Source organism: Mycobacterium sp. IDUB_5, from assembly GCF_055419565.1.
On sequence record NZ_JBVAXX010000001.1, the window covers coordinates 987,292 to 1,009,910 of the forward strand.

The following is a 22,619-nucleotide window of genomic DNA, read 5'->3' on the forward strand; positions in this document are numbered from 1 at the left end:
ACCGCCGCGTCAGAGTCCGCCGGCCACATGGTGATACACCCCGTTCCACTTGAGAGCGTTCTGGAAGTCGCGGACCGTGGTTCCCTCGTCGATGACCAACAGCTCGGTGCCCGTCATCTCGGCGAAGTCCTCGAAGGTTTCGGTGTCCACCGCCGTGGTCAGCACGGTGTGGTGGGGGGCGCCGGCCATCAACCACGCCTCGGCCGAGGTCGACCAGTTCGGCAGCGGCTCCCACACCGCGCACGCGACGGGGAGCTTCGGCAGCTCCGCCGTGGGTTCGACGACGCGAACCTCGTTGGCCACCAACCGAAAACGATCACCCATGTCGCAGATTCCGAGGATGACTGCGTCGGCCGGGGCCGCGGTGAAGCGCAGCCGCACCGGGTCGTCGCGGTCCCCGATCGACAGCGGATGCACCTCCAGCGTCGGGACCTCGGCGGCGATACTCGGGCAGACCTCCAGCATGTGCGCACCGAGAATCCGTTCCTGTCCGGGTGTCAGGTCGTAGGTGTAGTCCTCCATGAACGACGTGCCGCCGGGGAGGCCTTCGCCCATCACCTTGACCGTGCGCAGCATCGTCGCGGTCTTCCAGTCTCCCTCACCGCCGAAGCCATAGCCGTCGGCCATCAACCGCTGCACCGCGAGACCGGGCAGCTGCCGTAGCCCGCCCAGGTCTTCGAAGTTGGTGGTGAACGCGTGGAAACCACCATGCTGCAGGAACTTTCGCAAGCCGAGCTCGATCTGTGCGCCGACGCGCAGCGAGGTGTGCCGGTCCCCGCCGGGCAGCAGTTCGGGCGCCACCCGGTAGGTGTGGGCGTACTCGCGGACCAGCTTGTCGACGTCGGCGGCACTGATCCCGTCGACGACCCGCACCAGGTCGTTGACGCCGTAGGTGTCCACCGAGACGCCGAAATGTGCCTCTGCTTCGACCTTGTCACCCTCGGTGACCGCGACACCGCGCATGTTGTCGCCGAACCGGGCGACCTTCAGCGTGGACAGCTCGGCGTGTCCAAGTGCCGCGCGCATCCAGGAGCCGATGCGACGGCGGGTGCGCGGATCGCTGACGTGTCCGGCGATGGTTTTGCGGGGGTGCGACATCCGAGTCTGGATGTAGCCGAACTCGCGGTCGCCGTGCGCGGCCTGGTTGAGGTTCATGAAGTCCATGTCGATGGACTGCCAGGGCAATTCGACGCCGAACTGGGTGTGTAGGTGCAGCAGCGGCTTGGTCAGTGCCTTCAGGCCCCGGATCCACATCTTGGCGGGGGAGAACGTGTGCATCCACGCGATCACCCCGATGCAGTCGGGGGCGGCGTTGGCTTCGGCGAAGACGCGTGCGATCTGCTCGGTGTCGGTGACGACGGGCAGCCAGCGCACCTCGACGGGGATCTCGGCGCCGGCGTCGAGCTGTTCGGCGATCTGGCGGGACTGCTCGGCGACCTGGTTGAGGATGGCCTGCCCGTACATCGACTGGCTGCCCGTCACCAGCCACACCTGGCTGGTGACGAGTCGGGACGCGATCATCGCAGATTCTCCTCGGAGGTCTCCTGGGTGCGGCCGGGCTGGCCGTACACGTTCTGGTAGCGCTCGAACAGCGCGGTGACGTCGTCGGCGTCGATCTCCGGAGGCATGCCGAGCTGGCGGCTGATGTGCACGGTGCGGGCGACGTCTTCGACCATCACGGCGGCCTTGACCGCCTCACGAGCGGTGCGACCGATGGTGAACGGCCCGTGGTTGCGCATCAGGACTGCGCGAGAGCGACTGTGCTGCAACGTCTCGACGATGCCGCGGCCGATGGAGTCGTCACCGATGAGCGCGAACGGGCCGACGGGGATGTCGCCGCCGAACTCGTCGGCGATCATCGTCAGCACACACGGGATCGGTTCCCCGCGCGCGGCCCATGCCGTGGCGTAGGTGGAGTGGGTGTGCACGACCCCGCCCACGTGGGGCATGTGCCGGTACACGTAGGCGTGGGCGGCGGTGTCCGACGACGGCGACAGCTCTCCGTCGACGAGGGTGCCGTGCAGGTCGCAGACCACCATGTCCTCAGGCCGCATCGAGTCATAGTCAGCCCCGGAGGGTTTGATGACCATCAGGTCGCGGCCGGGGACCCGCGCCGAGACGTTGCCCGCGGTCCAGATCACCAGTTCGTATTGGGTGAGGTGGCGGTGCAGATCGCACACCTGACGGCGCAGATCGGCGATGGCCTGGTCGATGTCGGAGGTGATCGTCACGACAGAACTCCTACGGGTTCGGGGGTGCCGATGCGGCGCAGCCGCCGCATCATGCCGTTGCCGCGGCCGAACCACTCGTAGGCGGCGACGTACTCGCGGTAGAGCTGGTCGTAGGCTGCGACATTGGCGGGAATCGGGGTGTAGGCGTCGCGGATTCGGCGTCCCATCTGCCGCGCCGCGGTGGGGACGTCGGGGAACGCGCCCGCCGCGGTGGCGGCGTGAATGGCCGAGCCGAGCGCAGGGGCCTGCGGTGACGGCACCACCGACAGCGGCAGCCCGACGGCGTCGGCGTAGATCTGCATCAGGAGGCTGTTCTTCAGCAGGCCGCCGGCGACGACGAGCTCGTTGACGGGAACGCCGCTGCGCACGAACGTCTCGACGATCATGCGGGTGCCGAACGCGGTGGCTTCCAGTAGCGCACGGTACATGTCGACGCAGGTGGTCGCGAGCGTCTGCCCGACCATGGCCCCGGAGAGTTCGTGATCGACGAGCACGGAACGGTTTCCGCTGTGCCAGTCGAGTGCGATCAGGCCGTGCTCGCCGACGCGTTGGCGGCCGGCCAGCTCGGACAGGTAGGCGTGGAGGGAGAGTCCGCGGCGGCGCGCCTCGCTCTGGTAGCTCTCGGGCACGCAGTTGTCGACGAACCAGCCGAAGATGTCGCCGACCCCGGACTGCCCCGCCTCGTAACCCCAACTGCCGGAGCTGATCCCGTCGAGTACCACGCCGCACATGCCAGGCACTTCGCGCAGCACATCGGAATTCATCACATGGCAGGTCGACGTGCCCATGATCGCGACCAGCGATCCGGGATCGAGCGCGTCGGCGGCGGCGACGGTGACGTGGGCGTCGACGTTGCCGACCGCGACAGGAATGCCCTGCGGCAGACCCGTCCATGCGGCGGCCTGCGCGGTGAGCGATCCGGCGCTGTCCCCGAGCCGGCCGATGCGGTGGTCGAGCTTGTCGGTGACGAAGTCGGCGAACTCCGGTCGGACCGCGGCGAGGAACTCCCGTGACGGGTAGCGCTCGTCCTGCCGGATGCCCTTGTATCCGGCGGTGCACGCGTTGCGGACATAGGTTCCGCAGAGCTGCCACACGATCCAGTCGGCGGCCTCGACGAAGTGGTCGATCGCGGCGTAGATCTGCGGGTCCTCGTCGAGGATCTCCAGGGCCTTCGCGAACTCCCACTCACTGGAGATCAACCCGCCGTAGCGGGGAAGCCAGGACTCCTGACGATGCGCGGCAACGGCATTGATGCGATCGGCTTGCGGCTGGGGGGAGTGGTGTCGCCACAGCTTGGCGTAGGCGTGTGGACGGTCGGCGAATTCGGCGAGCTCACACAGCGGTGTGCCGTCACCGCGCACCGGCACCATCGTGCATGCGGTGAAGTCGGTGCCGATCCCGATGACGTCAGCCGGATCGATGCCGGCCGCGGCGACGGCCTGCGGAACAGCGGTGCGCAGGACGTCGACGTAGTCGCTGGGCACCTGCAGAGCCCACTGCGGCGGCAGCCGGTCGGTGCCGCCGGGCAGCGTGTCGGTCACCACCGCGTGGCGGTAGAGGTGTTCGGCGCTCGCCATCTCGTGACCGTCGCTCACCCGCACCACCAGTGCTCGTCCGGACAGGGTGCCGAAATCGACTCCTACCGTGTACTTCTCACTGTTCACGAAGACTCCTTCGGCGGTGCTGTGCTGGCGCGGACGATCAGTTCGGGGGGAAGGAGCGGGACGTTGGCGCTCGACCCTTCCAGCGTCGCCATCACCAGGTCGATGGCACGCCGCCCGATCGCGTGGAAGTCCTGCCGGATGGTGGTCAGGGCGGGGATAAGGAAGCCGGCTTCGGGGATGTCGTCGAATCCGACGACGCTGATGTCGCCGGGTACGGAGCGTCCGGCTTCGGCGAGTGCGTGCAGCACGCCGATCGCCATCTGGTCGTTGGCCACGAACACCGCGCTGACGTCGTCCTTGCGGGCGAGTTCGCGACCGATCTCGTAACCCCGCGCCGGGGTCCAGTCCCCTACGCAGGGCGGGCGCGGTGTCAGGCCGGCCTCCCGCATGGCCTGCTCGTAGCCGGTCTGCCGGCCTTTGGCCTCGGTCCAGTTCAGCGGTCCGGCAACGTGTTCGATCGCGGTGTGGCCGAGCTCGATCAGGTGCGCGGTAGCCTGGCGGGCGCCACCGATCTGGTCGACGCCGACGCTGAGTCCCCGCCCGGACAGGTCGCCCTCGACCACGACCAGGGGCAGACGGGCGTCGGCGGAGTGCACGACCTCCAGCGCGTCCTCCTGGGCGGCGATCATGACGATGGCCTCCACGGACTGGCGGGTGAGGTGGTCCAACGCATCGCGCAGCGTCTCGAGTGTGACCTCAGCCAGCGGCACCAGGCTGGAGAAGTAACCTGCCGCGCGGGCGGCTTCCTGCACGGAGCGCTGGATGCTCGACGGCCCGTAGAGGGCGCTGTTGGTGCCGACGATGCCGATGATCCCGGACCGGCGGGTGACCAGCGCCCGGGCTGCGGTGTTGGGCCGGTAGCCGAGTTCCTCGATGGCCTGCTCGACACGGGCCTTCGTGGCGGGGCGAATGCTTGCCGAGCCGTTGATCACCCGGGACACCGTCTGGTGGCTGACGCCGGCCAGGCGCGCGACGTCGGCCATCACGGGCTTGGCGGATGCCGGGGGAGTGGGCTGAGTGCTCATCCGGGTTTCCTCACCACTAGTCGTTGAACCAGGACGAATATCAGTAGCAGTACCCCTGTCATGATGCGAGTCCAGTAGGAGTCCAGGTTGGCCGCGGTGACGAACGTGCCGATGGTGCCCAGCACGAGGACGCCGATCAGCGACCCGAGCACGAATCCGACACCGCCGGAGAGCAACACCCCACCGATGACGGCGGCAGCGATGGCATCGAGTTCGAGGCCGACACCGTTGAGGCTGTAGCCGGAGAGTTTCTGCATCGCGAGCAGCAGTCCGGCCAGCGCCGCGCAGAAGCCGCTGATCGCGTAGACGCCGACGCGGGTGCGGGAGGCGTTCAGGCCCATCAACTGTGCGGACTGCCGGTTCCCGCCGACGGCGTACACCGTTCGGCCGAAACGGGTCTGCTGCAGCGTGTAGGCGGCGACCACGACGACGATAAGCGCGATGACGACCGTCCAACGGATGAACTTGTCCTCGTAGAGGTAGACGTAGTTCAGCCCGATGGCGCGCATGACCGGATCGTCGATGGGCAGTGTGTCGACGCTGATGACGTAGCAGAGGCCGCGCGCCAGGAACATCCCGGCGAGGGTGACGATGAACGGCTGCACGTCGAAGTACTCGATGACCAGACCCATGACGAGCCCCAGCAGCGGGCCCACGATCAGGACGGCGGCCAGCGCGAGCGGGGTGGGCCAGCCCGCCCGCAGCGTCGTCGCCACGATCACGGTGGACAGCGCCACCACCGAGCCGACGCTGAGGTCGATGCCGCCGGTCAGCAGCACGAACGTCATCCCGACCGCGAGCACGATCAGATAGCTGTTGTCCACCAACAGGTTCAGGAACACCTGGGATGGGCTCGCGAAGTCGAAGCGGGTGACGACGGCGACGAACATCACGACGAAGAGCACCAGCGAGGCCAGCGGGGAGAGGTAGCGGCCGCGCGCGTAGCGGGCGAGCCCGGCGAGTGCGCCCGGCCGGGTGGCGGTGACGGTCATCGCGTCACCACCGGCTCGGCGGTGCGGGCAGTGACGGGCGCCGGGGCTGCGGGTCGGCCGGTGCGCTTGCGCCGCAGCAGCGCCCGGAACTTGGGCGCCTGCAGCAGGCACACGGCGATGACGACCAGCGCCTTGAACACGAGCGTGGTCTCCGGCGTGATGCCTGCGGTGTACACCGTGGTGGTCAGCGTCTGGATGATCAACGCACCCAGGATGGTTCCGGTCAGGCTGAACCGGCCGCCCAGCAGCGAGGTGCCGCCGATGACGACGGCGAGGATGGCGTCCATCTCGATCCACAGCCCGGCGTTGTTGGCGTCGGCGGCCGAGATGTTCGACGCGATCATCAGCCCCGCGATACCGGCGCACAGCGCGCTGAACACGTACACCGCGAACACGATCGAGCGGTGCCGCACCCCGGCGAGCCTGCTGGCTTCGGGGTTGATGCCGACCGATTCGAGCAGCATGCCGAGTGCGGTGCGGCGGGTGATCAGTCCGACGAGCGCGAACACCGCGAGGCTGACCAGGATCGCGACGGGCAGGCCTAGTGCGAAGCCGGCGCCCAAGACTTTGAACGGTGCGCTCTCGGTCGTGACGATCTGACCGTCGGTGATCAGCAGGGCCACCCCGCGGCCTGCGGTCATCAGGACCAGCGTGGCGATGATCGGCTGCACTCCGAACACCGACACCAGGGCGCCGTTCCACAGCCCCAGGACGACGGCGACGCCGAGGGCGATGCCCATGGCGCCCAGCACCGTTCCGACGCTGCCGGGATCACCGGAGGCGGCGATGTGGGCGCAGGCCAGTGCGCCGCTGACGGCGACGACGGCGCCGACGGACAGGTCGATCCCGCGCGACGCGATCACCAGCGTCATCCCGAGTGCGACCAGCATCGTGGGGGCGCCGTTGCGGAGGATGTCGATCAGGCTGCCGAACAGGTGGCCGTCCTGCACGCGGATAGTGAAGAAGGTGGGGGTCAGGATGACGTTGACCAGGAGAAGCGCGACGAGCGCCAGTGCGGGCCACAGCAGAGGGGAGGCGGTGAGTCTCTTGATCACGGCGCACCGTCCCCGGCGATGAGGGAGGTCAATTCCCGCACCGTGCAGTCGTTGTCGACCTGCGCGATACAGCGGCCTTCGCGCAGGACCGCGATCCGGTCGCTGATGCGGGCGACCTCGTCGAGCTCTGCGGAGATGAACACGACCCCCATGCCGTCAGCGGCCAGATCGGAGATGAGCTTCTGGATCTGGGCCTTGGCGCCGACGTCGATGCCGCGGGTGGGTTCGTCGAGGATGAACAGCTGGGGTTCGGTGATCAGCCACCGGGCCAGCAGGACCTTCTGCTGGTTGCCGCCGCTGAGGTTCTTGACCGGCAGCCAGGGATTGCGGGGCCGGATGTCGAGCGCCTCCATGTAGCGGGCGACGAGATCGTCGGTGACGGTGCGAGACAGCGGTCGGGCGAAGCCGCGGCGCGCCTGCAGCGCGAGGACGAGGTTGTCCCGGATCGAGAGGTCGCCGATGATGCCCTCGCCCTTGCGGTCCTCGGAGGAGAAAGCGATCCGCTGCGCGATCGCGGCACGCGGTGAACGCACGGCGGCGTGGTGGCCGTCGACGGAGATCTGGCCGCTGGTCGCGCGGTCGGCGCCGAACAGCAGGCGTGCCAGTTCCGTTCGTCCCGAACCCAGCAGCCCGGCCAACCCGACGACCTCGCCGCGGTGAACGTCGAGATCGATCGGGTGCAGCGCCGGGGACCGGCCGAGATCGCGGGCACTGAGCACCACGTCGTCGCGGGACGGCGTCCCTTCGCTGTCGGCGATCTCGTCGAGCATCGCGAGCTCGTGGCCGAGCATCGCGGCGATCAGCGTGACCCGGTCCAGTGTCGCAGTCTGGTACTCACCGACGCGGCGGCCGTTGCGCAGCACTGTCATCCGATTGGAGATCGCATACACCTGGTCGAGGAAGTGCGAGACGAACAGGATCGCGGTGCCGCCGTCGCGCAGTCGTCGCATCACCCGGAACAGTTCGGCCACCTCGTCGGCGTCCAGGCTCGACGTCGGTTCGTCGAGGATCAGCACCCGTGCTGACACCGCCGTCGCGCGGGCGATGGCCACCAGCTGTTGCAATGCGATCGGATGCGAGCCCAACGTGGACCGTGGATCGATGTCGAGGTCGAGATCGGCGAGCAGCTCGGTGGCCCGCCGGTTCATGGCCCGAGAGTCGATGCGGCCCAGGCGCCGTGGTTCGCGACCCAGCAGGATGTTCTCTGCCACCGTCAGATTGGGGCAGAGATTGACCTCCTGGTACACGGTGCTGATGCCGGCGTCCTGCGCCTGCCGCGGACCGCTGAACCGCTGCTCGACGCCGTCGACGGTGATGGAACCGGCGTCGATGTCGTAGACCCCGGTGAGCGCCTTGATCAGGGTCGACTTCCCGGCGCCGTTCTCACCCATCAGCGCGTGGATCTCACCCGGCAGGAGCCGGAATTCCACACCGTCGAGGGCTCTGACGCCGGGGAAGTCGATCGAGACGTCCCGCATGTGGACGACCGGGTCGGCCGTCGCTGTCGTCATCACAGACGTCACGCGTGGTCAGTACTTGCGCTCGGGCAGGACCGCCTTGGCCTGCTGCTGGTCGAAGGTCTGGTCGGGGGTGACGACGCGAGCCGGAACCGATTCGCCGGCAACGACTTTCTTGGCCAGGTCCATCAGTTGCGGTCCGAGCAGCGGGTTGCACTCGACGATGAAGTTCATCTTCCCGTCGGCCAGCGCCTGCATGCCGTCGTGGGTGGCGTCGATCGCGACGATCTTGATGTCCTGGCCGGGCTTCTTGCCGGCCGCTTCGATGGCTTCGATCGCGCCGAGGGCCATGTCGTCGTTCTGGGCGAAGACGAGGTCGATCTTCGGGTTGGCCTTGAGGAATGCCTCCATCACCTGCTTGCCGCCCGAGCGGGTGAAATCGCCTGTCTGCGAGGCGATCACGCTCAGGTTGGGGTTGGCGGCGATGGCCTTGCTGAACCCGGTGCTGCGTTCCAGCGCGGGATCGGAGCCGGTGGTGCCTTCCAGCTGGACGATGTTCACGGGTCCGGGGGCGTTGGCGAACTCCTTGACCACCCACTCGCCGGCCCACTGACCCTCCTGGACGAAGTCGGCGCCCAGGAACGTCTTGTAGACGTCCTTCTCCTGGGTGTCGACGGCGCGGTCGGTGAGGATCACCGGGATGCCGGCGTTCTTGGCCTCCAGCAGCACCGCGTCCCAGCCGGTGCGCACCACCGGGCTGAACGCGATCACGTTGACACGCTGCTGGATGAACGACCGGATGGCCGAGATCTGATTCTCCTGCTTGCCGTTGGCGTCGGAGAACTTCAGGTTCACATCGGCGGCCTTGGCCGCGTCCTGGATCGAGGTCGTGTTCGCGGTGCGCCATCCGCTTTCCGCGCCGACCTGAGAGAAGCCCATCGTGATCTGGCCGTCGCCGCCGGCGCCACCTCCCGGTGCGTTTCCGGGGGCGGGTCCGCTGCCGCAAGCCGCGAGCACGCCCGCCGTTGCGACGGCGAGCATCGCAGAGAAGATTCTGTTCACTTCAGACTCCTTCGGAATGCCATAGGGCCAGTTCAAGGCCTCGTTTGGCGGGGACCGGCGGTGCCGGTGAGAATGTGACCGGCGTTACACTTCGCAGATGTTAACGCTCACATCGCAGGGCTGTCAACGATTTTGTTAGCGCTAACATTTCTCCGTCGCCCCCCTTGACAGGGGCGTGAGCCGCGTCACAAGATGCTCGATGTTAGCGCTCACATCGTGATGGCACTCCGCCCGACGGACCAGCGATGCGTGGCAGAACCAACCGGAGGAATCCATGCGTAAGAGCTTTCTTCGAATCGCGGCCGCGCTGGCCCTGACGGCCTCGCTGGCGAGCGCCGGCTGTGGCCGCTCGACCGGCCCCGAGGCCACCGGCGGCGGTGGTGGCGGCGATCGCAGCGGCACCATCGGCATCGCGATGCCGACCAAATCGTCGGAGCGGTGGGTCGCCGACGGCGACAACATGGCCAAGCAGTTCCAGGCGCTGGGCTACGAGACCGATCTCCAGTACGGCGACGACGTGGTGCAGAACCAGGTCTCGCAGATCGAGAACATGATCACCAAGGGCGTCAAGGTGCTGGTTGTTGCGCCGATCGACGGCTCCTCGCTGACCGACATCCTGCAGCGGGCCGCCGATGCCAAGATCCCGGTGGTCAGCTACGACCGGCTGATCCGCGGCTCGGCCAACGTCGACTACTACGCGACGTTCGACAACTTCAAAGTCGGCGTGCTGCAGGCGCAGTACATCGTCGACAAGCTCGGTGTGGCGCAGGGCAGTACCTCCAACAACGGAGGCCCGTTCAACATCGAGCTGTTCGCCGGATCGCCCGACGACAACAACGCGACGTTCTTCTTCAAGGGTGCGATGAGCGTGCTGCAGCCCTACCTCGACAGCGGCAAGCTGGTGGTGCGCAGCGGGCAGACGTCCTTCGACCAGGTCGCGACGCTGCGCTGGGACGGCGGGCTCGCCCAGTCCCGGATGGACAACCTGCTCAGCCGGTCCTACACCAGCGGTCGCGTGGACGCGGTGCTCTCGCCGTATGACGGAATGTCGCTGGGCATCATCTCGGCGCTGAAGAGCGCGGGCTACGGCACCCCGGCCAACCCGCTGCCGATCGTCACCGGCCAGGACGCCGAACTCGCGTCGGTCAAGTCGATCATCGCCGGCGAGCAGACCCAGACGGTGTTCAAGGACACCCGCGAGCTCGCGAAAGCCGCTGTGCAGATGGCTGATTCACTGCTGACCGGCGGCAAGCCCGAGGTCAACGACACCACCACCTACGACAACGGGGTGAAGGTGGTCCCGTCGTACCTGCTGCAGCCGGTGAGTGTGGACAAGTCCAATTACCAGAAGGTGCTGGTTGACTCGGGCTACTACACGTCCGCGCAGCTGGCCTGATGGGCGGCGAGGACACCGCACTGCTCGAGATGCGGGACATCACGAAGCGCTTCGGCGCCGTGACCGCGTTGCGCGACGTGAACCTCACGGTGCACAAGGGTGAGATCCACGCGATCTGCGGGGAGAACGGAGCCGGCAAGTCCACCCTGATGAAGGTGCTCAGCGGGATCTATCCGCATGGCAGCTACGAGGGGGAGATCGTCTTCGACGGTGCACCCGGTGATTTCAAAGACATCCGGTCCAGCGAGCGGCGCGGCATCGGGATCATCCACCAGGAGCTGGCGCTGGTGCCGGTGCTCTCCATCGCCGAGAACATTTTCCTGGGCAACGAGCACGCCTCGGCCGGGGTGATCAGCTGGCACGAGACCACCACCCACGCCCAGCAGCTCCTCGACCGCGTGGGGTTGGGGGAGAGCCCGGGCACCCGGATCTCCGACATCGGGGTGGGCAAGCAGCAGCTCGTGGAGATCGCCAAGGCGCTGTCGAAGAAAGTGAAGCTGCTGATCCTGGACGAGCCGACCGCCGCGTTGAACGACGAGGACAGCCGCAACCTGCTCGACCTGATCATGGAGCTGCGCCGCCAGGGGCTGACGTGCATCATCATCTCGCACAAGCTCAACGAGGTGACGCGCGTCGCCGACCGCATCACCGTGCTGCGCGACGGACGCACCATCGAGACGCTCGACGTGGGACCGGATCTCACCGAGGAACACATCATCCGCGGCATGGTGGGTCGGCCGCTGGTCGACCGGTTCCCGGAACGCACCGCCCACGAAATCGGTGACGTGACGTTCGCCATCGAGGACTGGACGGTCTATCACCCGCTCGATCAGCAGCGCAAGGTCGTCGACAGCGTCTCGCTGAACGTGCGCCGTGGCGAGGTGGTGGGGCTGGCCGGGTTGATGGGCGCCGGGCGCACCGAGTTGGCGATGAGCGTGTTCGGCCGCAGCTACGGCAAGAAGGCCGGCGGCACGGTGTTCAAGGACGGCAAAGAGATTCGCACCCGCACCGTGCCCGAGGCCATCGGCCACGGCATCGCCTACGCGACCGAGGACCGCAAGCACTTCGGCCTGAACCTGATGGACGACATCGCGCGCAGCATCACCCTGGCGTCGCTACCGAAGGTGAGCAGGCAGTCGGTCATCAACGAGCACGAGGAGACCAAGGTCGCCGAGCGGTTCCGCACGGACATGCGGATCAAGGCGCCGTCGGTGAAGGCCGTCACCGGGAACCTGTCGGGCGGCAATCAGCAGAAAGTCGTGCTGAGCAAGTGGATCTTCGCCGATCCCGACGTGCTGATCCTCGACGAACCCACCCGCGGTATCGACGTCGGCGCCAAGTACGAGATCTACACGATCATCAATTCGCTGGCAGCGCAGGGGAAAGCGGTGATCGTGATCTCCTCGGAGCTGCCGGAGCTGATCGGCCTGTGCGACCGCATCTACACACTCAACGAGGGCCGGCTCACCGGTGAGGTGGCCCGGGCCGACGCGTCCCAGGAGACGCTGATGCGCTACATGATGAAGGGACGAGGATAGATGACCACCACCCCGACGGTGTCGACGCCGCCCAGCGCCCCGGCTCCGCCGCCCGCGGACTCCCCGGTGTCCCGCGTGAAAGCATTGCTGCAGGGCAACTTCCGCCAGTACGGCATGGTCGTCGCGCTCGCCCTGATCGTCATCCTGTTCCAGGTGTGGACCGACGGCATCCTGCTCAAGCCGCTCAACGTCACCAACATCGTCCAGCAGAACGGCTACATCCTGATCCTGGCGATCGGGATGGTCATCGTGATCATCTCCGGCCACATCGACCTGTCGGTGGGCTCGATCGCCGGGTTCATCGGGGCGATGTCGGCGGTGCTGATGATCCGCAACGACATGCCCTGGCCGGTCGCGGTCGCGCTCTGCCTTCTTCTGGGTGCGCTGATCGGGGCGTGGCAGGGCTTCTGGATCGCCTACGTCGGCATCCCATCGTTCATCGTCACGCTGGCGGGCATGCTCGTTTTCCGCGGCGCCACACAGTATCTGCTCGAAGGACAGTCGATCGCGCCGTTCCCGCGCACCTTCGGTCAGGTCAGTAGCGGGTTCCTGCCCGAGCTCGGCGTGAACGCCGTCTACCACTGGCCGACCGTCATTCTCGGCGTGTTTGTGATGCTGGCCGCGGTGTGGCAGCAGGTGCGGCAGCGACGCGCCCAGAGCCAGTACGGGTTCAGCGTGCTGCCGTTGGGCTGGTTCATCGCCAAGTGCGCGGCCATCGTCGCGGCACTCGCGGCGTTCACGCTGGTGCTGGCGAGCTACCGCGGCGTCCCGGTGGTCGGCATCATCCTGGCCCTGGCCTTCGTGGTCTACGCGTTCATCATGCGCGGCACGGTCGTCGGCCGGCAGGTCTATGCGGTCGGCGGCAACGAGGCGGCGGCGCGTCTGTCGGGAGTCAAGACCAAGCGGGTCACGTTCCTGGTGTTCGTCAACATGGGTCTGCTCTCGGCGCTCGCTGGACTGCTGTTCGCCGCTCGCCTGAATTCCGCGACACCGCAAGCGGGTATCGGCATGGAGCTGGAGGCGATCGCCGCGGCGTTCATCGGTGGCGCGTCGGCCAGCGGCGGTGTCGGCACCGTGTTCGGCGCGATCATCGGCGGTTTCGTGCTCGGCGTCCTCAACAACGGGATGTCGCTCATCGGTATCGGCAGTGACGTGCAGCAGGTGATCAAGGGCCTGGTGCTGCTGGCTGCCGTCGGCTTCGACATCTACAACAAGAAGAAGGGCGGGGCCTGACATGCCCGGCATCGCGGATCGCTTCGAGCACGACATCGTCACGTTCATGCGGAGTTGGGCTCCCTACGGCGGCCCGCCTGCCGACGAGGTCCTGCCCGAGTTCGGGCTGTCCCGGGAGCAACTCGTCGCGCGTTACCATCAGATCCTGGACGCCGCCGCTGCGCGTCGGGAAGAGGAGTTGCGTCAACCGTGGATGAGAATCCGTCGCTCGCCAACGCAGTGACGGCATGGACCCTCGCCGACGGACGCGATCTCCTCTTCTTCACTCTTCCCGGCCGGTCGCCCGCACCAGTTCCAGACCAGCGGCCACTGCCTCCCCGTTCAGAGTCGCTGTCGGAGTTGAGGTTCGATCAGACAACCGGGCAATGGGTGATCGTCGCACCGGCCCGCCAGGACCGCACCTACCTGCCGCCCCGCGGCGAGTGCCCGCTCTGCCCCGGACCGTCCGGACTGACCAGTGAGATCCCGGCACCGGACTACGACGTCGTTGTCTTCGAGAATCGATTCGCCAGCCTGGCAGGTTCGGGCGATGTGCTGACGGCGTCCTCCTCGTTCGAGCAGGTGCCGAGCCGCGGCCGGTGCGAGGTGATCTGCTTCTCCAGCGATCACGACAGCTCCTTCGCCTCACTCGATCCCGCGCAGGCCCGCCTGGTCGTCGAGGCGTGGCGGCACCGGACCTGTGATCTGCTCGGCAGGCCGGGTATCGCGCAGGTGTTCTGCTTCGAGAACCGCGGTGAAGAGATCGGCGTGACGCTGACCCACCCGCACGGGCAGATCTACGGGTATCCGTTCCTGACGCCGCGGACGGAGCAGATGTTGCGGCAGGCATCGTCGTATCGAGAACAGCAGGGCAGCAATCTGTTCACAGACATGGTGGGGCGGGAGGTGGACGATGGGCGTCGGGTTGTGTTGCGCAACAGCATGTTCACGGCGTTCGTTCCGTTCGCGGCCCGGTGGCCGGTGGAGGTGCACATCTACCCTCACCGGTTCGTGAACAGCCTGCTCGATCTCGACGCGGTGGAGTTGGACGCGTTCAGTGCTGTCTATCAGGAGGTTCTGCAGCGGCTGGACCGGATGTACGACGCACCGCTGCCGTACATGGCGGGGCTGCACCAGTTCCCCGAGGGGGAGGGCTGCTTCCACGTCGAGATCATTTCTACGCGACGGACCGCCGACAAGCTGAAGTTCCTCGCGTCGTCGGAGTCGGTGATGGATGCGTTCATCAACGACGTCGTGCCCGAAACGTTGGCCGAGAGGTTGCGTGGCTTGTGAGTATTCGCTTCTCGGCGCCGGGCCGGATCAACCTGATCGGTGAACACACCGACTACAACGCGGGTTTCGCGTTGCCGATCGCGCTGCCCGGCCGCACCGTCGTCGACTACGAGCCGGCTGGCAGCGGCGAGCTGGTGGTGGGCACCGACCGGGAGCCGGACGTGGTGCGCGTCGGGCTCGACACATCTCCCGGGGACGTGACCGGCTGGGCGGCGTATGTGGCCGGGGTGGTGTGGTCGCTTCGAGAAGCCGGCCATGCTGTGCCGGGTGGGACGCTGGCGATCAGCGGCGGGGTGCAGATCGGCTCGGGCCTGGCGTCGTCGGCGGCGCTGGAATGCGCGGTCCTGGGCGCCCTGCTCTGGGGTGCGGATCTGACGGTCGATCGGGTGGAGCAGGCACGTATCGCGCAGCGCGGCGAGAACGAGTATGTCGGTGCGCCGACGGGTCTGCTCGACCAATTGGCGATCCTCTACGCGCAGCCGCGGAGCGCGCAGCTGATCGACTTCCGCGACCTCACCGTCACGCCGGTCCCGTTCGATCCCGACGCCCACGGCGTCCGGCTGCTGCTGATCGATTCGCAGGCGCGGCATCAGCACGCCGGCGGCGAGTACGCGGCGCGACGTGCGTCGTGTGAGCGGGCCGCCGCAGCGCTGGGTGTCCCGTCGCTGCGGGAGGTCACTTCTGTGTCTGCGCTCTCGGGTGAGGATCAACGGCGGGCCCGGCACATCGTCACCGAGAACCAGCGGGTCCTGGACACGGTGGAGGCGTTGGCGGCGAACGACTTCCGTCGCGTCGGCACCCTGTTCACCGAGTCCCACCGCTCGATGCGGGACGACTTCGAGATCACCACACCGCATCTCGACCTGATCGCGTCTACCGCCGTGTCGGCGGGTGCACTGGGGGCGAGGATGACGGGCGGCGGGTTCGGCGGCTGCGTGATCGCGCTGGCGCCTGTCGAGTCCGTGGACGCGGTGAATGCCGCAGTGCGGGAGGCGATGCAGTCGGGCGGATATCCGGCGCCGACGATCGAGCCGACGGCGGCGGGCGCGGGGCCGGCTTAGCGGGTGGGCTTGATCAGCCAGAGCGCCAGGATGATCGCGATGATCGGCCCGGCCGCCATGATCAGGCTGAGCGTGTGGATGGCGTCGATCGCGTTGTAGGGCGCCTGATCGACGATCAGACGGGCCTGTTCGGGGTTGACCAGCGCGGCACCGTTGTGGCCACCGTGGGTGGTCAGCAGGGCTTCACGAGTTTCGGCGCGGTCGACGCCGTCCTTCGACAGGTCGTGGGCACTGTCGGTGAGGAACAGGTTGATCCCGACGAGGGCGAAAAGCGCTGGGCCGAGCGAGTATCCGCCTTCGTTGACCGCGCTCTTGACGGCGGAGACGGCGCCGCCGAGATCAGCGGGGGCGCTGTTCATCATGATCATGGCCTGCGGGGTGGTGACCAGTGCTCCGCCAATGACCATCAGTGCCGCGGTGATGAACACCGTGACGCGGGTGATGTCGAGGGTGTAGCTGTGCAGCACGACGAGCCCGCCGAGCATCAGCACCAGGCCGGTGACCATGACGGTGCGGGCACCGAACTTGTTGGCGACGGGTCCGGCCGAGAGCGCGGCGAGGGCGGCCATCGCGGTGGCGGGCATCAGGAGATACCCGAAGAGCTCATGGGATTCCTTGCGGATCGTGACGAGGTAGAAAGCCAGCAGGATCATCGAACCGCCGAGCACGATGTTGAACACCACACCGGCGGCGACGGCGGCGTTGAAGCGGCTGGACCGGAAGACGCGCATGTCGAGCGCGGGATGGTCGGTGCTGCGTTCACGGACCACGAACGCGACACCGGCAGCCAGGCCCGCGGCGATACAGGTGAGGCCGACCGCGTCGATGCCGGTCTCGATGCGGGACATGCCGTAGATGAACGCGAGCAGCGCGACGGCGAACAGCGCCATGCCGGGGACGTCGAGGCGGCGGCTGCTCCGCACGGTCTCGGGGACGTAGCGCCAGGTGATGAGCAGACCGATGACGGCGATGACCGGCACGAGGAAAAAGGTTGCGCGCCAACCGATGGCGTGGGCCAAGGTGCCGCCGAGGGCAGGCAGCGGAGTGGAGACGGCGTAGCCGACGCCGAAGTAGGCGGCGATGGCGGCGGCACGGCGTTCGGGGGAGAAGACGGCGTTGGTGAGGGCGAGGGACAGGCCGATGAGGAAGGCCAGGGCGATGCCGACGCCGGCGCGGGCGACGATGAGCACGGCGGCGACGGGGGCGGCGGCGGCGAGCAGGCTGAAGGCGGCGGCGCCGGCGAGGCCGACCATGTAGAGGCGGCGCATGCCGTAGAGGTCGCCGAGGGCTCCGGCGGAGAGCACCGCGGCGGCCATGGTCAGGGTGGCGAGGCTGGCGATGAAGGTGGCGGTGCTGCCGGTGATCCCGAGGCCGGCGGAGACGACCTGCAGGTTGGCCGACAGGGTGGTGGGGTCGCCAATGGAGATCGCGTAGCCGAGGCCCATCGCGAGCACGGTCATCACGGCGGCGACGCCGGAGACGGTGCGCTGCTCGGTGGCAGTGTCGGGTTGCACGCGGTGATGTTATGGCGTGAGACCGCGCCGAGCAGTCTCAATGACGCACCCGGCCTGCCATGATTTGGGACGGACCACCCGTAGGCAAAGGAGCTTGATATGGGTTTTGAGCGCATCGACGACCTGCTGAACAGCGTGACCGCGGAAGGGGCATTGCACGGCGTCGCCGCCACCGTCGTCGGCCGCGACGGTGTCCTCTATGAGGGCGCAGCAGGAGATGCCAAGTCCAACTCGATGTTTCGTAATGCGTCGATGACGAAGGCGGTCGCGACCACGGCCGCGTTGCAGCTCGTCGAGCAGGGCAGGATCGGTCTCGACACGCCCGTCGCATCAATCCTGCCGGAGTTCGGTGAGCTCCAGGTGCTCGACGGCATCGAGGGTGGTGAGCCGGTCCTGCGGGCACCGAAGACGCAGGCGACGGTCCGGCAGCTGATGACGCACACCGCCGGCTGCGGCTACCACTTCCTCAACGAGAAGCTCTTCGCGTACTGCACCGAGCAGAACTTCCCGAACCCCCTCGAGGGGGTGAAGAAGAGCCTCAGCGCGCCGCTGGTCCACGACCCGGGCACGGTCTGGGAGTACGGCGTCAACACCGAGTGGCTCGGGCTGACCGTCGAGGCCGTCAGCGGGCAGACGCTCTCCGACTACATCGCCGAGCACGTGTACGGCCCGCTGGGCATGACGGACTCGACGTTCGAGCTGAGCGACGAGCAGCGCGCGCGACTGCTGCCGATCCGCTTCCGCGCGCCCGACGGCAGCCTAGTGGAGACCGAGATGGACCTACCGGCCAACCCGGAATGGGACGCCGCTGGGCACGGGTCGTACGGGACGGTCGCCGACTACGGACGGTTCGTGCGCGCCTGGCTCAACGGCGGCGAGCTCGACGGGCAGCGCGTCTTGAAAGCGGAGACCGTGGAGTTGGCGCTGCAGGATCACCTCAACGGGGCGCCGCTGCCGAAGAAGATGGAGCCGGCCATCCCGGAGCTGACCAAGCCGGTCGAGTTGCTACCTGTGCCGCAGGGGTGGGGCCTCGGGTTCCACCTGTATCAGGTCGACCTGCCCGGGATGCGCAGTGCCGGCTCGGCGGACTGGTCGGGTCTGTTCAACAGCTTCTTCTGGATCGACCGCAAGGCCGGCGTCGGCGCGGTGATCGCGACACAGGTGCTGCCGTTCTTCGACGACACCGTGGTGCACACGATCCTCGGGTTCGAGGCTGCGGTGTACGCGGAGCTGGCTGGAGGCTGAGGCGGGGTGCAGGCCGTGGCTGCTCGCGTGAGTCGGCGCCGAGGTCTCCTGATCGGCGCAGCAGTCCTGTCGATCGTGGTGGTCACAGGAGCCTTGGCTGTCACGCGGTGGGTCCCCGACCTCCGGTTGAGCGCCGCGCGGACATCCTGGCAGCCGCCACCGCAGCCGATGCTGGCGTCGTCTATGCGCGAGCAACCGGTCCCAGGATGGCGCACGACCGTCGGCGACCTGGGGTTACCCGACACTGGTGACAGCCGCACCGCGGTCAGCAACGATCCGCGCGGACCGCGGCCGTTCACCGGAAACATCGACAACCGCGCGTATTTTTTGGCGAGCAGCGGCGCACCGGAGGCGCCGCAATGGTGGCTGGCGGGCGTCGACGTGCGTGACGGCCGGCCGCTGTTCAGTGCGGTGCCGCTGAGTGTCGCCGCGCGGGACCCCCAGTGTTTTCTCAACGGGCCGAACGACACTCTATGTCTGGATGGACTTCCGTCAGTGACCGCACGTGTGATCGACGGCCGCTCCGGTGCCGTGAAGTACGTGGGTCCGACGGATCTGCGGCTCGGATGCGGCACGCTGGCCGTTGAGCAGGTGGGTATCCATGCGGTGGCGACGACGCAGGATCAGGGCGCGTTCGACATCGGTCCGCGGGCCGAGACGACGTGGTTCGTGCCCGGAGATGGACTGCTCGAGATCGAGCCGATTGAGCGGCTGGCGGCACGCTCGCAAACCCTTACAGCGCAGCGGGATGTGAACCCCAGGAAGTCTTCACAGACCGTCTTCTCGGTGGCGGACGGCCGGGTGGTAAATCCCGAGATCGACGAGGGCGCGTTTCTAGTCGAAACGCATTTCTATACAGGTGGATTCGCGAGCAAAGCCGTGCGTTCGGACGGATCACCCGGCGACATCTACTTCTTCGACGAGAGTGGCAGACGCGTCGGCGAGAGCACGGAGACATCTCTCGGGGAGGAACCGGCTGACCTGCCGGTGACCACGACGGAATCAGACGATGTGAATGCCGTGTACTCCGCCGAGGGACAAAAGCTGATCGAGGTTCCCAGCGGCGCAATGCAGCTCGTCGGAACTACGCTGATGGTCAATCTGGTTACGAGTCAGGCGTTTCCGCAGTGGCAGCAGTATGACTTCAAAGAGGGCGCCACGGGTGCGGTCTGCGACTACCCGATACAGAACCTCTTGGGCACTCCGTTCTGCGCTTGTGTTCGGGGTCACCAATCCCAACTCCGACGTGCTCGCGAAGGCCTACGACCTTCGTTCGTGCCAGCAGCTCTGGTCGCTGCAAAATCAGGTGGGGTCGGTGGACCGGATGTGGCGGGTTAGTGACGTGCTCGTCCGACTCACCTCCGACGCGGCGGGACTCACCTCGCTCGTCGCGCCGAGTTAGCAAGGTAGCCGGGGCCTTCCTCATCCGGTCCGGCTCGATAAGGAGCTGGGTGGCAGCGGGGCTGCGGCGGCGAGCAGGCTGAAGGCGGCGGACCCAGTCTGTCCGGCCCTAATCGACCCTCCGGCGTGTTCCTGGGTGCCCGCGGTGATGCGTCGTACGCTCTCATCGGGGGGGCACAGGATTTGGCCACGCTCCGCGCTGTAGTGAGGCCTGTGCCTCTGTAACGACCCGTCGGAGTCTGGGGGAGCCTATGTGGGCTGACAATGAAGCTGACATCGACCTTCTGGGCTTCGAGTTTCTAGTCGATGGCCTGGTCGTCGCTCTGACGGAGCCGCGTCTGCTCCCGTTGACGATTGGTGTGCTCGGTGACTGGGGATCGGGCAAGAGCAGTCTGATGCAGATCGCAGCTTGTGAGCTTGCTGCCGTCCGGGATGAAGATGCCCACAACGAGCGCGAAGGGGATCAGGTCTCGCCCTATCTAACGGTGCACTTCAGTCCGTGGCAGTACGAGGACCACGACGACGTGAAGATTGCCCTAATGACGGCGGTGCTGGACGCGATCGTGAAACGCGCACCGGGCACCTTCGACAGAGTGAGACGACTCCGGAAGATCGTCGCCAGCCTGCGTCGTTGGGGTCGCAAGCTAGGCAGAACAGGAGCCGCCGCCGCGCCGGCCCTGCTCCCGGTCATTCTGCAGGGCGCTGGTGTCGATCTGGACTCCTCCGCGCTGGACGCGGCGACGGCTCTTGTGGGAGCAGCTGCGAAGCAGACCGAGGCAGCTTTGAAAGGGCCCGACGAAGTATCGACTGCGCCTCCTACGGACGCTTCGTCGCCTCTCGATGATGTCGATGCGTTCCGCCGCGAGTTCTCCAAGCTCGTTAGCGACATTCCCGACTGTAAGGCGGTCGTGGTGTTCATCGACGACCTGGACCGGTGCCTCCCGAACACCGTTGTCGATACCATCGAAGCGATACGGCTGTTCCTCAACACGCCGAACACCGCATACGTTCTCGCCTTAAATCAGAACGTTGTTGAATCCGCGATCGACTCGCGCTACCCGGAACTCAAGAAGTCGGACGGCTTCGGCATCGGAAGGGACTATTTGGAGAAGATGCTCCAACTCAAGGTCGCAATTCCCCCGTTATCCGCACCAGAAGCCGAGACCTACATCAATCTGCTCTTCGCAGAGCTACACCTGCCCAGCGAGGATTTCGATGCGGTACTCAACAACGCCACCAAGATCCGACGTGAGAACGGCCTGGCGGTCGCATTCAACACTGGGATCGCAGGTTCGGTCCTCGATGACATACCCACCGGACTTGCCGACGACTTGAAGTGGGCAGCGGAGATTTCACCGATCCTAGGGTCGTCGCTACGTGGAAACCCACGTCAGCTGAAGCGCTTCCTCAACAATCTGCTGCTGAAGCACCGAAGCGCAGAACGACGCGGTGCGAATATCGAATTGCCCATCCTCGCGAAGCTGATGGTGTTGGAGGACCAGTACAACCCCGACTTCCAGAAGCTGTTCGACTGGGAGATGGCGGCGGCCGGCGCATCGAGCGAGCTCGCCGCCGCGGAGGCCCTTGCACGGGCAGGCGGTGGCGACACTGAACTGGCCGAGGACGATCAGTCCGGTGACGGAAAGGTAACCGGATCAGCAAAAGGGAAACCCGCTCCCGCCGCCGAGGTCGCACCTCCCTCTGCGCAGTCCGAATCGGAGGTATGGGCTGCGAAGACGTATATCGCGGACTGGCTTCGGGCTGACCCGTCGCTCGCGGGCACGGACCTACGTCCCTACTTCATGTATTCACGTGACAGGTTGTCCTTCGGAGTCTCGGCCTCAAGGCTCGCGCCGCATCTGCAACGACTGGTCACCGACATCCAGTCCGACATCGAGGCGAACCGACGCAGTCACTACCCAGCCGTCAAGGGTCTTGTACCGAGTGAGCGGATCCAGTTCATCGACGCACTGCTTGAACGGGTCAAACGCAACCCCGCTGGTACAGCATTGACGGCGGCGCTGGAACTGGCGGAGAAGAACTCCGACATCGTCGGCGCGGTATGCGCGGCACTTCTACCGCTGCCACCCTCATCCATCCCACCTACCGCCGGGACCGCCGCTGTTCGCCGTCTCCCACTCGAAGACGAGGCTGTGGCTCGACTCCTGCAGCGCTGGGAGGACGGAGACAACAACCAGCTGCGGACCCTGGTGAAGGGCGCACGCGAAGCTGCCGCCAGAAAGAAGATCTAGCCGAGTGGGGACATCAGCAGATAGAGCAGCGGGAACGGGCGGAAACTGGACACCACTCAAGCACGCGACGAATGCCTACGTCCGCGGTCTCGGAAGGTCTCGCTCCAACGAGCGCGCCAACCGTGTCTTAGCACGTCATGTCCCCCTTCTCGGAGGTACCGGCGAGGCTGCCGCCGGAGCTCGGGCAGGTCGATCTGGCATCACAAGACTGGGTGGACTGC

18 protein-coding genes are annotated in these 22,619 nt (G+C 66.8%); 9 read left to right on the forward strand and 9 right to left on the reverse strand.

Features of this window, described 5'->3' with window-relative positions; translation table 11 throughout:
- Window positions 1-9: 9 nt before the first annotated feature.
- Genes araA through ACZY1G_RS04905 form a run of 8 tightly spaced genes read right to left on the reverse strand, consistent with a single transcriptional unit; the run spans window position 10 to window position 9,486 of the window.
- Window positions 10-1,521 carry an L-arabinose isomerase gene (gene araA / locus ACZY1G_RS04870; protein ID WP_463821745.1) on the reverse strand — a complete coding sequence of 504 codons (1,512 nt, stop codon included), beginning with the start codon at window positions 1,519-1,521 and terminating at the stop codon, window positions 10-12.
- The gene (locus ACZY1G_RS04875) at window positions 1,518-2,231 is read right to left on the reverse strand and encodes an L-ribulose-5-phosphate 4-epimerase (protein ID WP_463821746.1); all 714 of its coding nucleotides are present in this window, start codon (window positions 2,229-2,231) and stop codon (window positions 1,518-1,520) included. The genes araA and ACZY1G_RS04875 overlap by 4 nt, the downstream gene beginning before the upstream one ends.
- On the reverse strand, window positions 2,228-3,895 hold the full coding sequence (gene araB / locus ACZY1G_RS04880; protein ID WP_463821747.1) for a ribulokinase: 1,668 nt from the start codon (window positions 3,893-3,895) through the stop codon (window positions 2,228-2,230). Before araB ends, ACZY1G_RS04875 begins: the two co-directional genes overlap by 4 nt.
- Window positions 3,892-4,920 carry a LacI family DNA-binding transcriptional regulator gene (locus ACZY1G_RS04885; RefSeq protein ID WP_463813979.1) on the reverse strand — a complete coding sequence of 343 codons (1,029 nt, stop codon included), beginning with the start codon at window positions 4,918-4,920 and terminating at the stop codon, window positions 3,892-3,894. The genes araB and ACZY1G_RS04885 overlap by 4 nt, the downstream gene beginning before the upstream one ends.
- Window positions 4,917-5,912: an ABC transporter permease subunit gene (locus ACZY1G_RS04890; protein ID WP_463821748.1), complete on the reverse strand. Its 996-nt coding sequence runs from the start codon at window positions 5,910-5,912 to the stop codon at window positions 4,917-4,919. Before ACZY1G_RS04890 ends, ACZY1G_RS04885 begins: the two co-directional genes overlap by 4 nt.
- Complete coding sequence (locus tag ACZY1G_RS04895) at window positions 5,909-6,967, reverse strand: ABC transporter permease (RefSeq protein WP_463813981.1); 1,059 nt, start codon at window positions 6,965-6,967, stop codon at window positions 5,909-5,911. Before ACZY1G_RS04895 ends, ACZY1G_RS04890 begins: the two co-directional genes overlap by 4 nt.
- Window positions 6,964-8,478, reverse strand: coding sequence for a sugar ABC transporter ATP-binding protein (locus ACZY1G_RS04900; protein WP_463814847.1), 1,515 nt, complete (start codon window positions 8,476-8,478; stop codon window positions 6,964-6,966). The genes ACZY1G_RS04895 and ACZY1G_RS04900 overlap by 4 nt, the downstream gene beginning before the upstream one ends.
- An 18-nt stretch (window positions 8,479-8,496) precedes the next feature.
- Entirely contained in the window at window positions 8,497-9,486 is a 990-nt protein-coding gene (locus ACZY1G_RS04905) for an ABC transporter substrate-binding protein (protein ID WP_463821749.1), read from the reverse strand.
- Window positions 9,487-9,760: 274 nt separating this feature from the next.
- Between ACZY1G_RS04905 and chvE the strand changes: the two genes are divergently transcribed.
- The 6 genes from chvE to ACZY1G_RS04935 are packed head-to-tail and all read left to right on the forward strand — an operon-like array spanning window position 9,761 to window position 15,986.
- Entirely contained in the window at window positions 9,761-10,882 is a 1,122-nt protein-coding gene (gene chvE / locus ACZY1G_RS04910; RefSeq protein WP_463821750.1) for a multiple monosaccharide ABC transporter substrate-binding protein, read from the forward strand.
- Complete coding sequence (mmsA, locus tag ACZY1G_RS04915) at window positions 10,882-12,420, forward strand: multiple monosaccharide ABC transporter ATP-binding protein (protein ID WP_463813984.1); 1,539 nt, start codon at window positions 10,882-10,884, stop codon at window positions 12,418-12,420. Before chvE ends, mmsA begins: the two co-directional genes overlap by 1 nt.
- Window positions 12,421-13,653, forward strand: coding sequence for a multiple monosaccharide ABC transporter permease (mmsB, locus tag ACZY1G_RS04920; protein WP_463813985.1), 1,233 nt, complete (start codon window positions 12,421-12,423; stop codon window positions 13,651-13,653).
- A 1-nt stretch (window position 13,654) separates the two neighbouring features.
- Window positions 13,655-13,876 (forward strand): hypothetical protein, encoded by a 222-nt coding sequence (locus ACZY1G_RS04925; protein ID WP_463821751.1) that lies wholly within the window; start codon window positions 13,655-13,657, stop codon window positions 13,874-13,876.
- Window positions 13,843-14,925, forward strand: coding sequence for a galactose-1-phosphate uridylyltransferase (galT, locus tag ACZY1G_RS04930; RefSeq protein WP_463821752.1), 1,083 nt, complete (start codon window positions 13,843-13,845; stop codon window positions 14,923-14,925). Before ACZY1G_RS04925 ends, galT begins: the two co-directional genes overlap by 34 nt.
- Window positions 14,922-15,986, forward strand: a complete 1,065-nt coding sequence (locus ACZY1G_RS04935) for a galactokinase (protein ID WP_463813988.1) — start codon at window positions 14,922-14,924, stop codon at window positions 15,984-15,986. Before galT ends, ACZY1G_RS04935 begins: the two co-directional genes overlap by 4 nt.
- Here the strand turns inward: ACZY1G_RS04935 and ACZY1G_RS04940 are convergent.
- Window positions 15,983-17,500, reverse strand: coding sequence for an MFS transporter (locus tag ACZY1G_RS04940; RefSeq protein WP_463821753.1), 1,518 nt, complete (start codon window positions 17,498-17,500; stop codon window positions 15,983-15,985). The two genes, ACZY1G_RS04935 and ACZY1G_RS04940, sit on opposite strands and share 4 nt — an antisense overlap.
- Before the next feature lie 99 nt (window positions 17,501-17,599).
- Between ACZY1G_RS04940 and ACZY1G_RS04945 the strand changes: the two genes are divergently transcribed.
- From ACZY1G_RS04945 to ACZY1G_RS04955, 3 genes are all read left to right on the forward strand, one after another.
- Complete coding sequence (locus ACZY1G_RS04945) at window positions 17,600-18,745, forward strand: serine hydrolase domain-containing protein (RefSeq protein ID WP_463821754.1); 1,146 nt, start codon at window positions 17,600-17,602, stop codon at window positions 18,743-18,745.
- A 183-nt stretch (window positions 18,746-18,928) separates the two neighbouring features.
- Window positions 18,929-20,083, forward strand: coding sequence for a hypothetical protein (locus ACZY1G_RS04950; RefSeq protein WP_463821755.1), 1,155 nt, complete (start codon window positions 18,929-18,931; stop codon window positions 20,081-20,083).
- A 314-nt stretch (window positions 20,084-20,397) separates the two neighbouring features.
- Window positions 20,398-22,398: a KAP family P-loop NTPase fold protein gene (locus ACZY1G_RS04955; RefSeq protein WP_463821756.1), complete on the forward strand. Its 2,001-nt coding sequence runs from the start codon at window positions 20,398-20,400 to the stop codon at window positions 22,396-22,398.
- The last annotated feature ends 221 nt before the right edge of the window (window positions 22,399-22,619 follow it).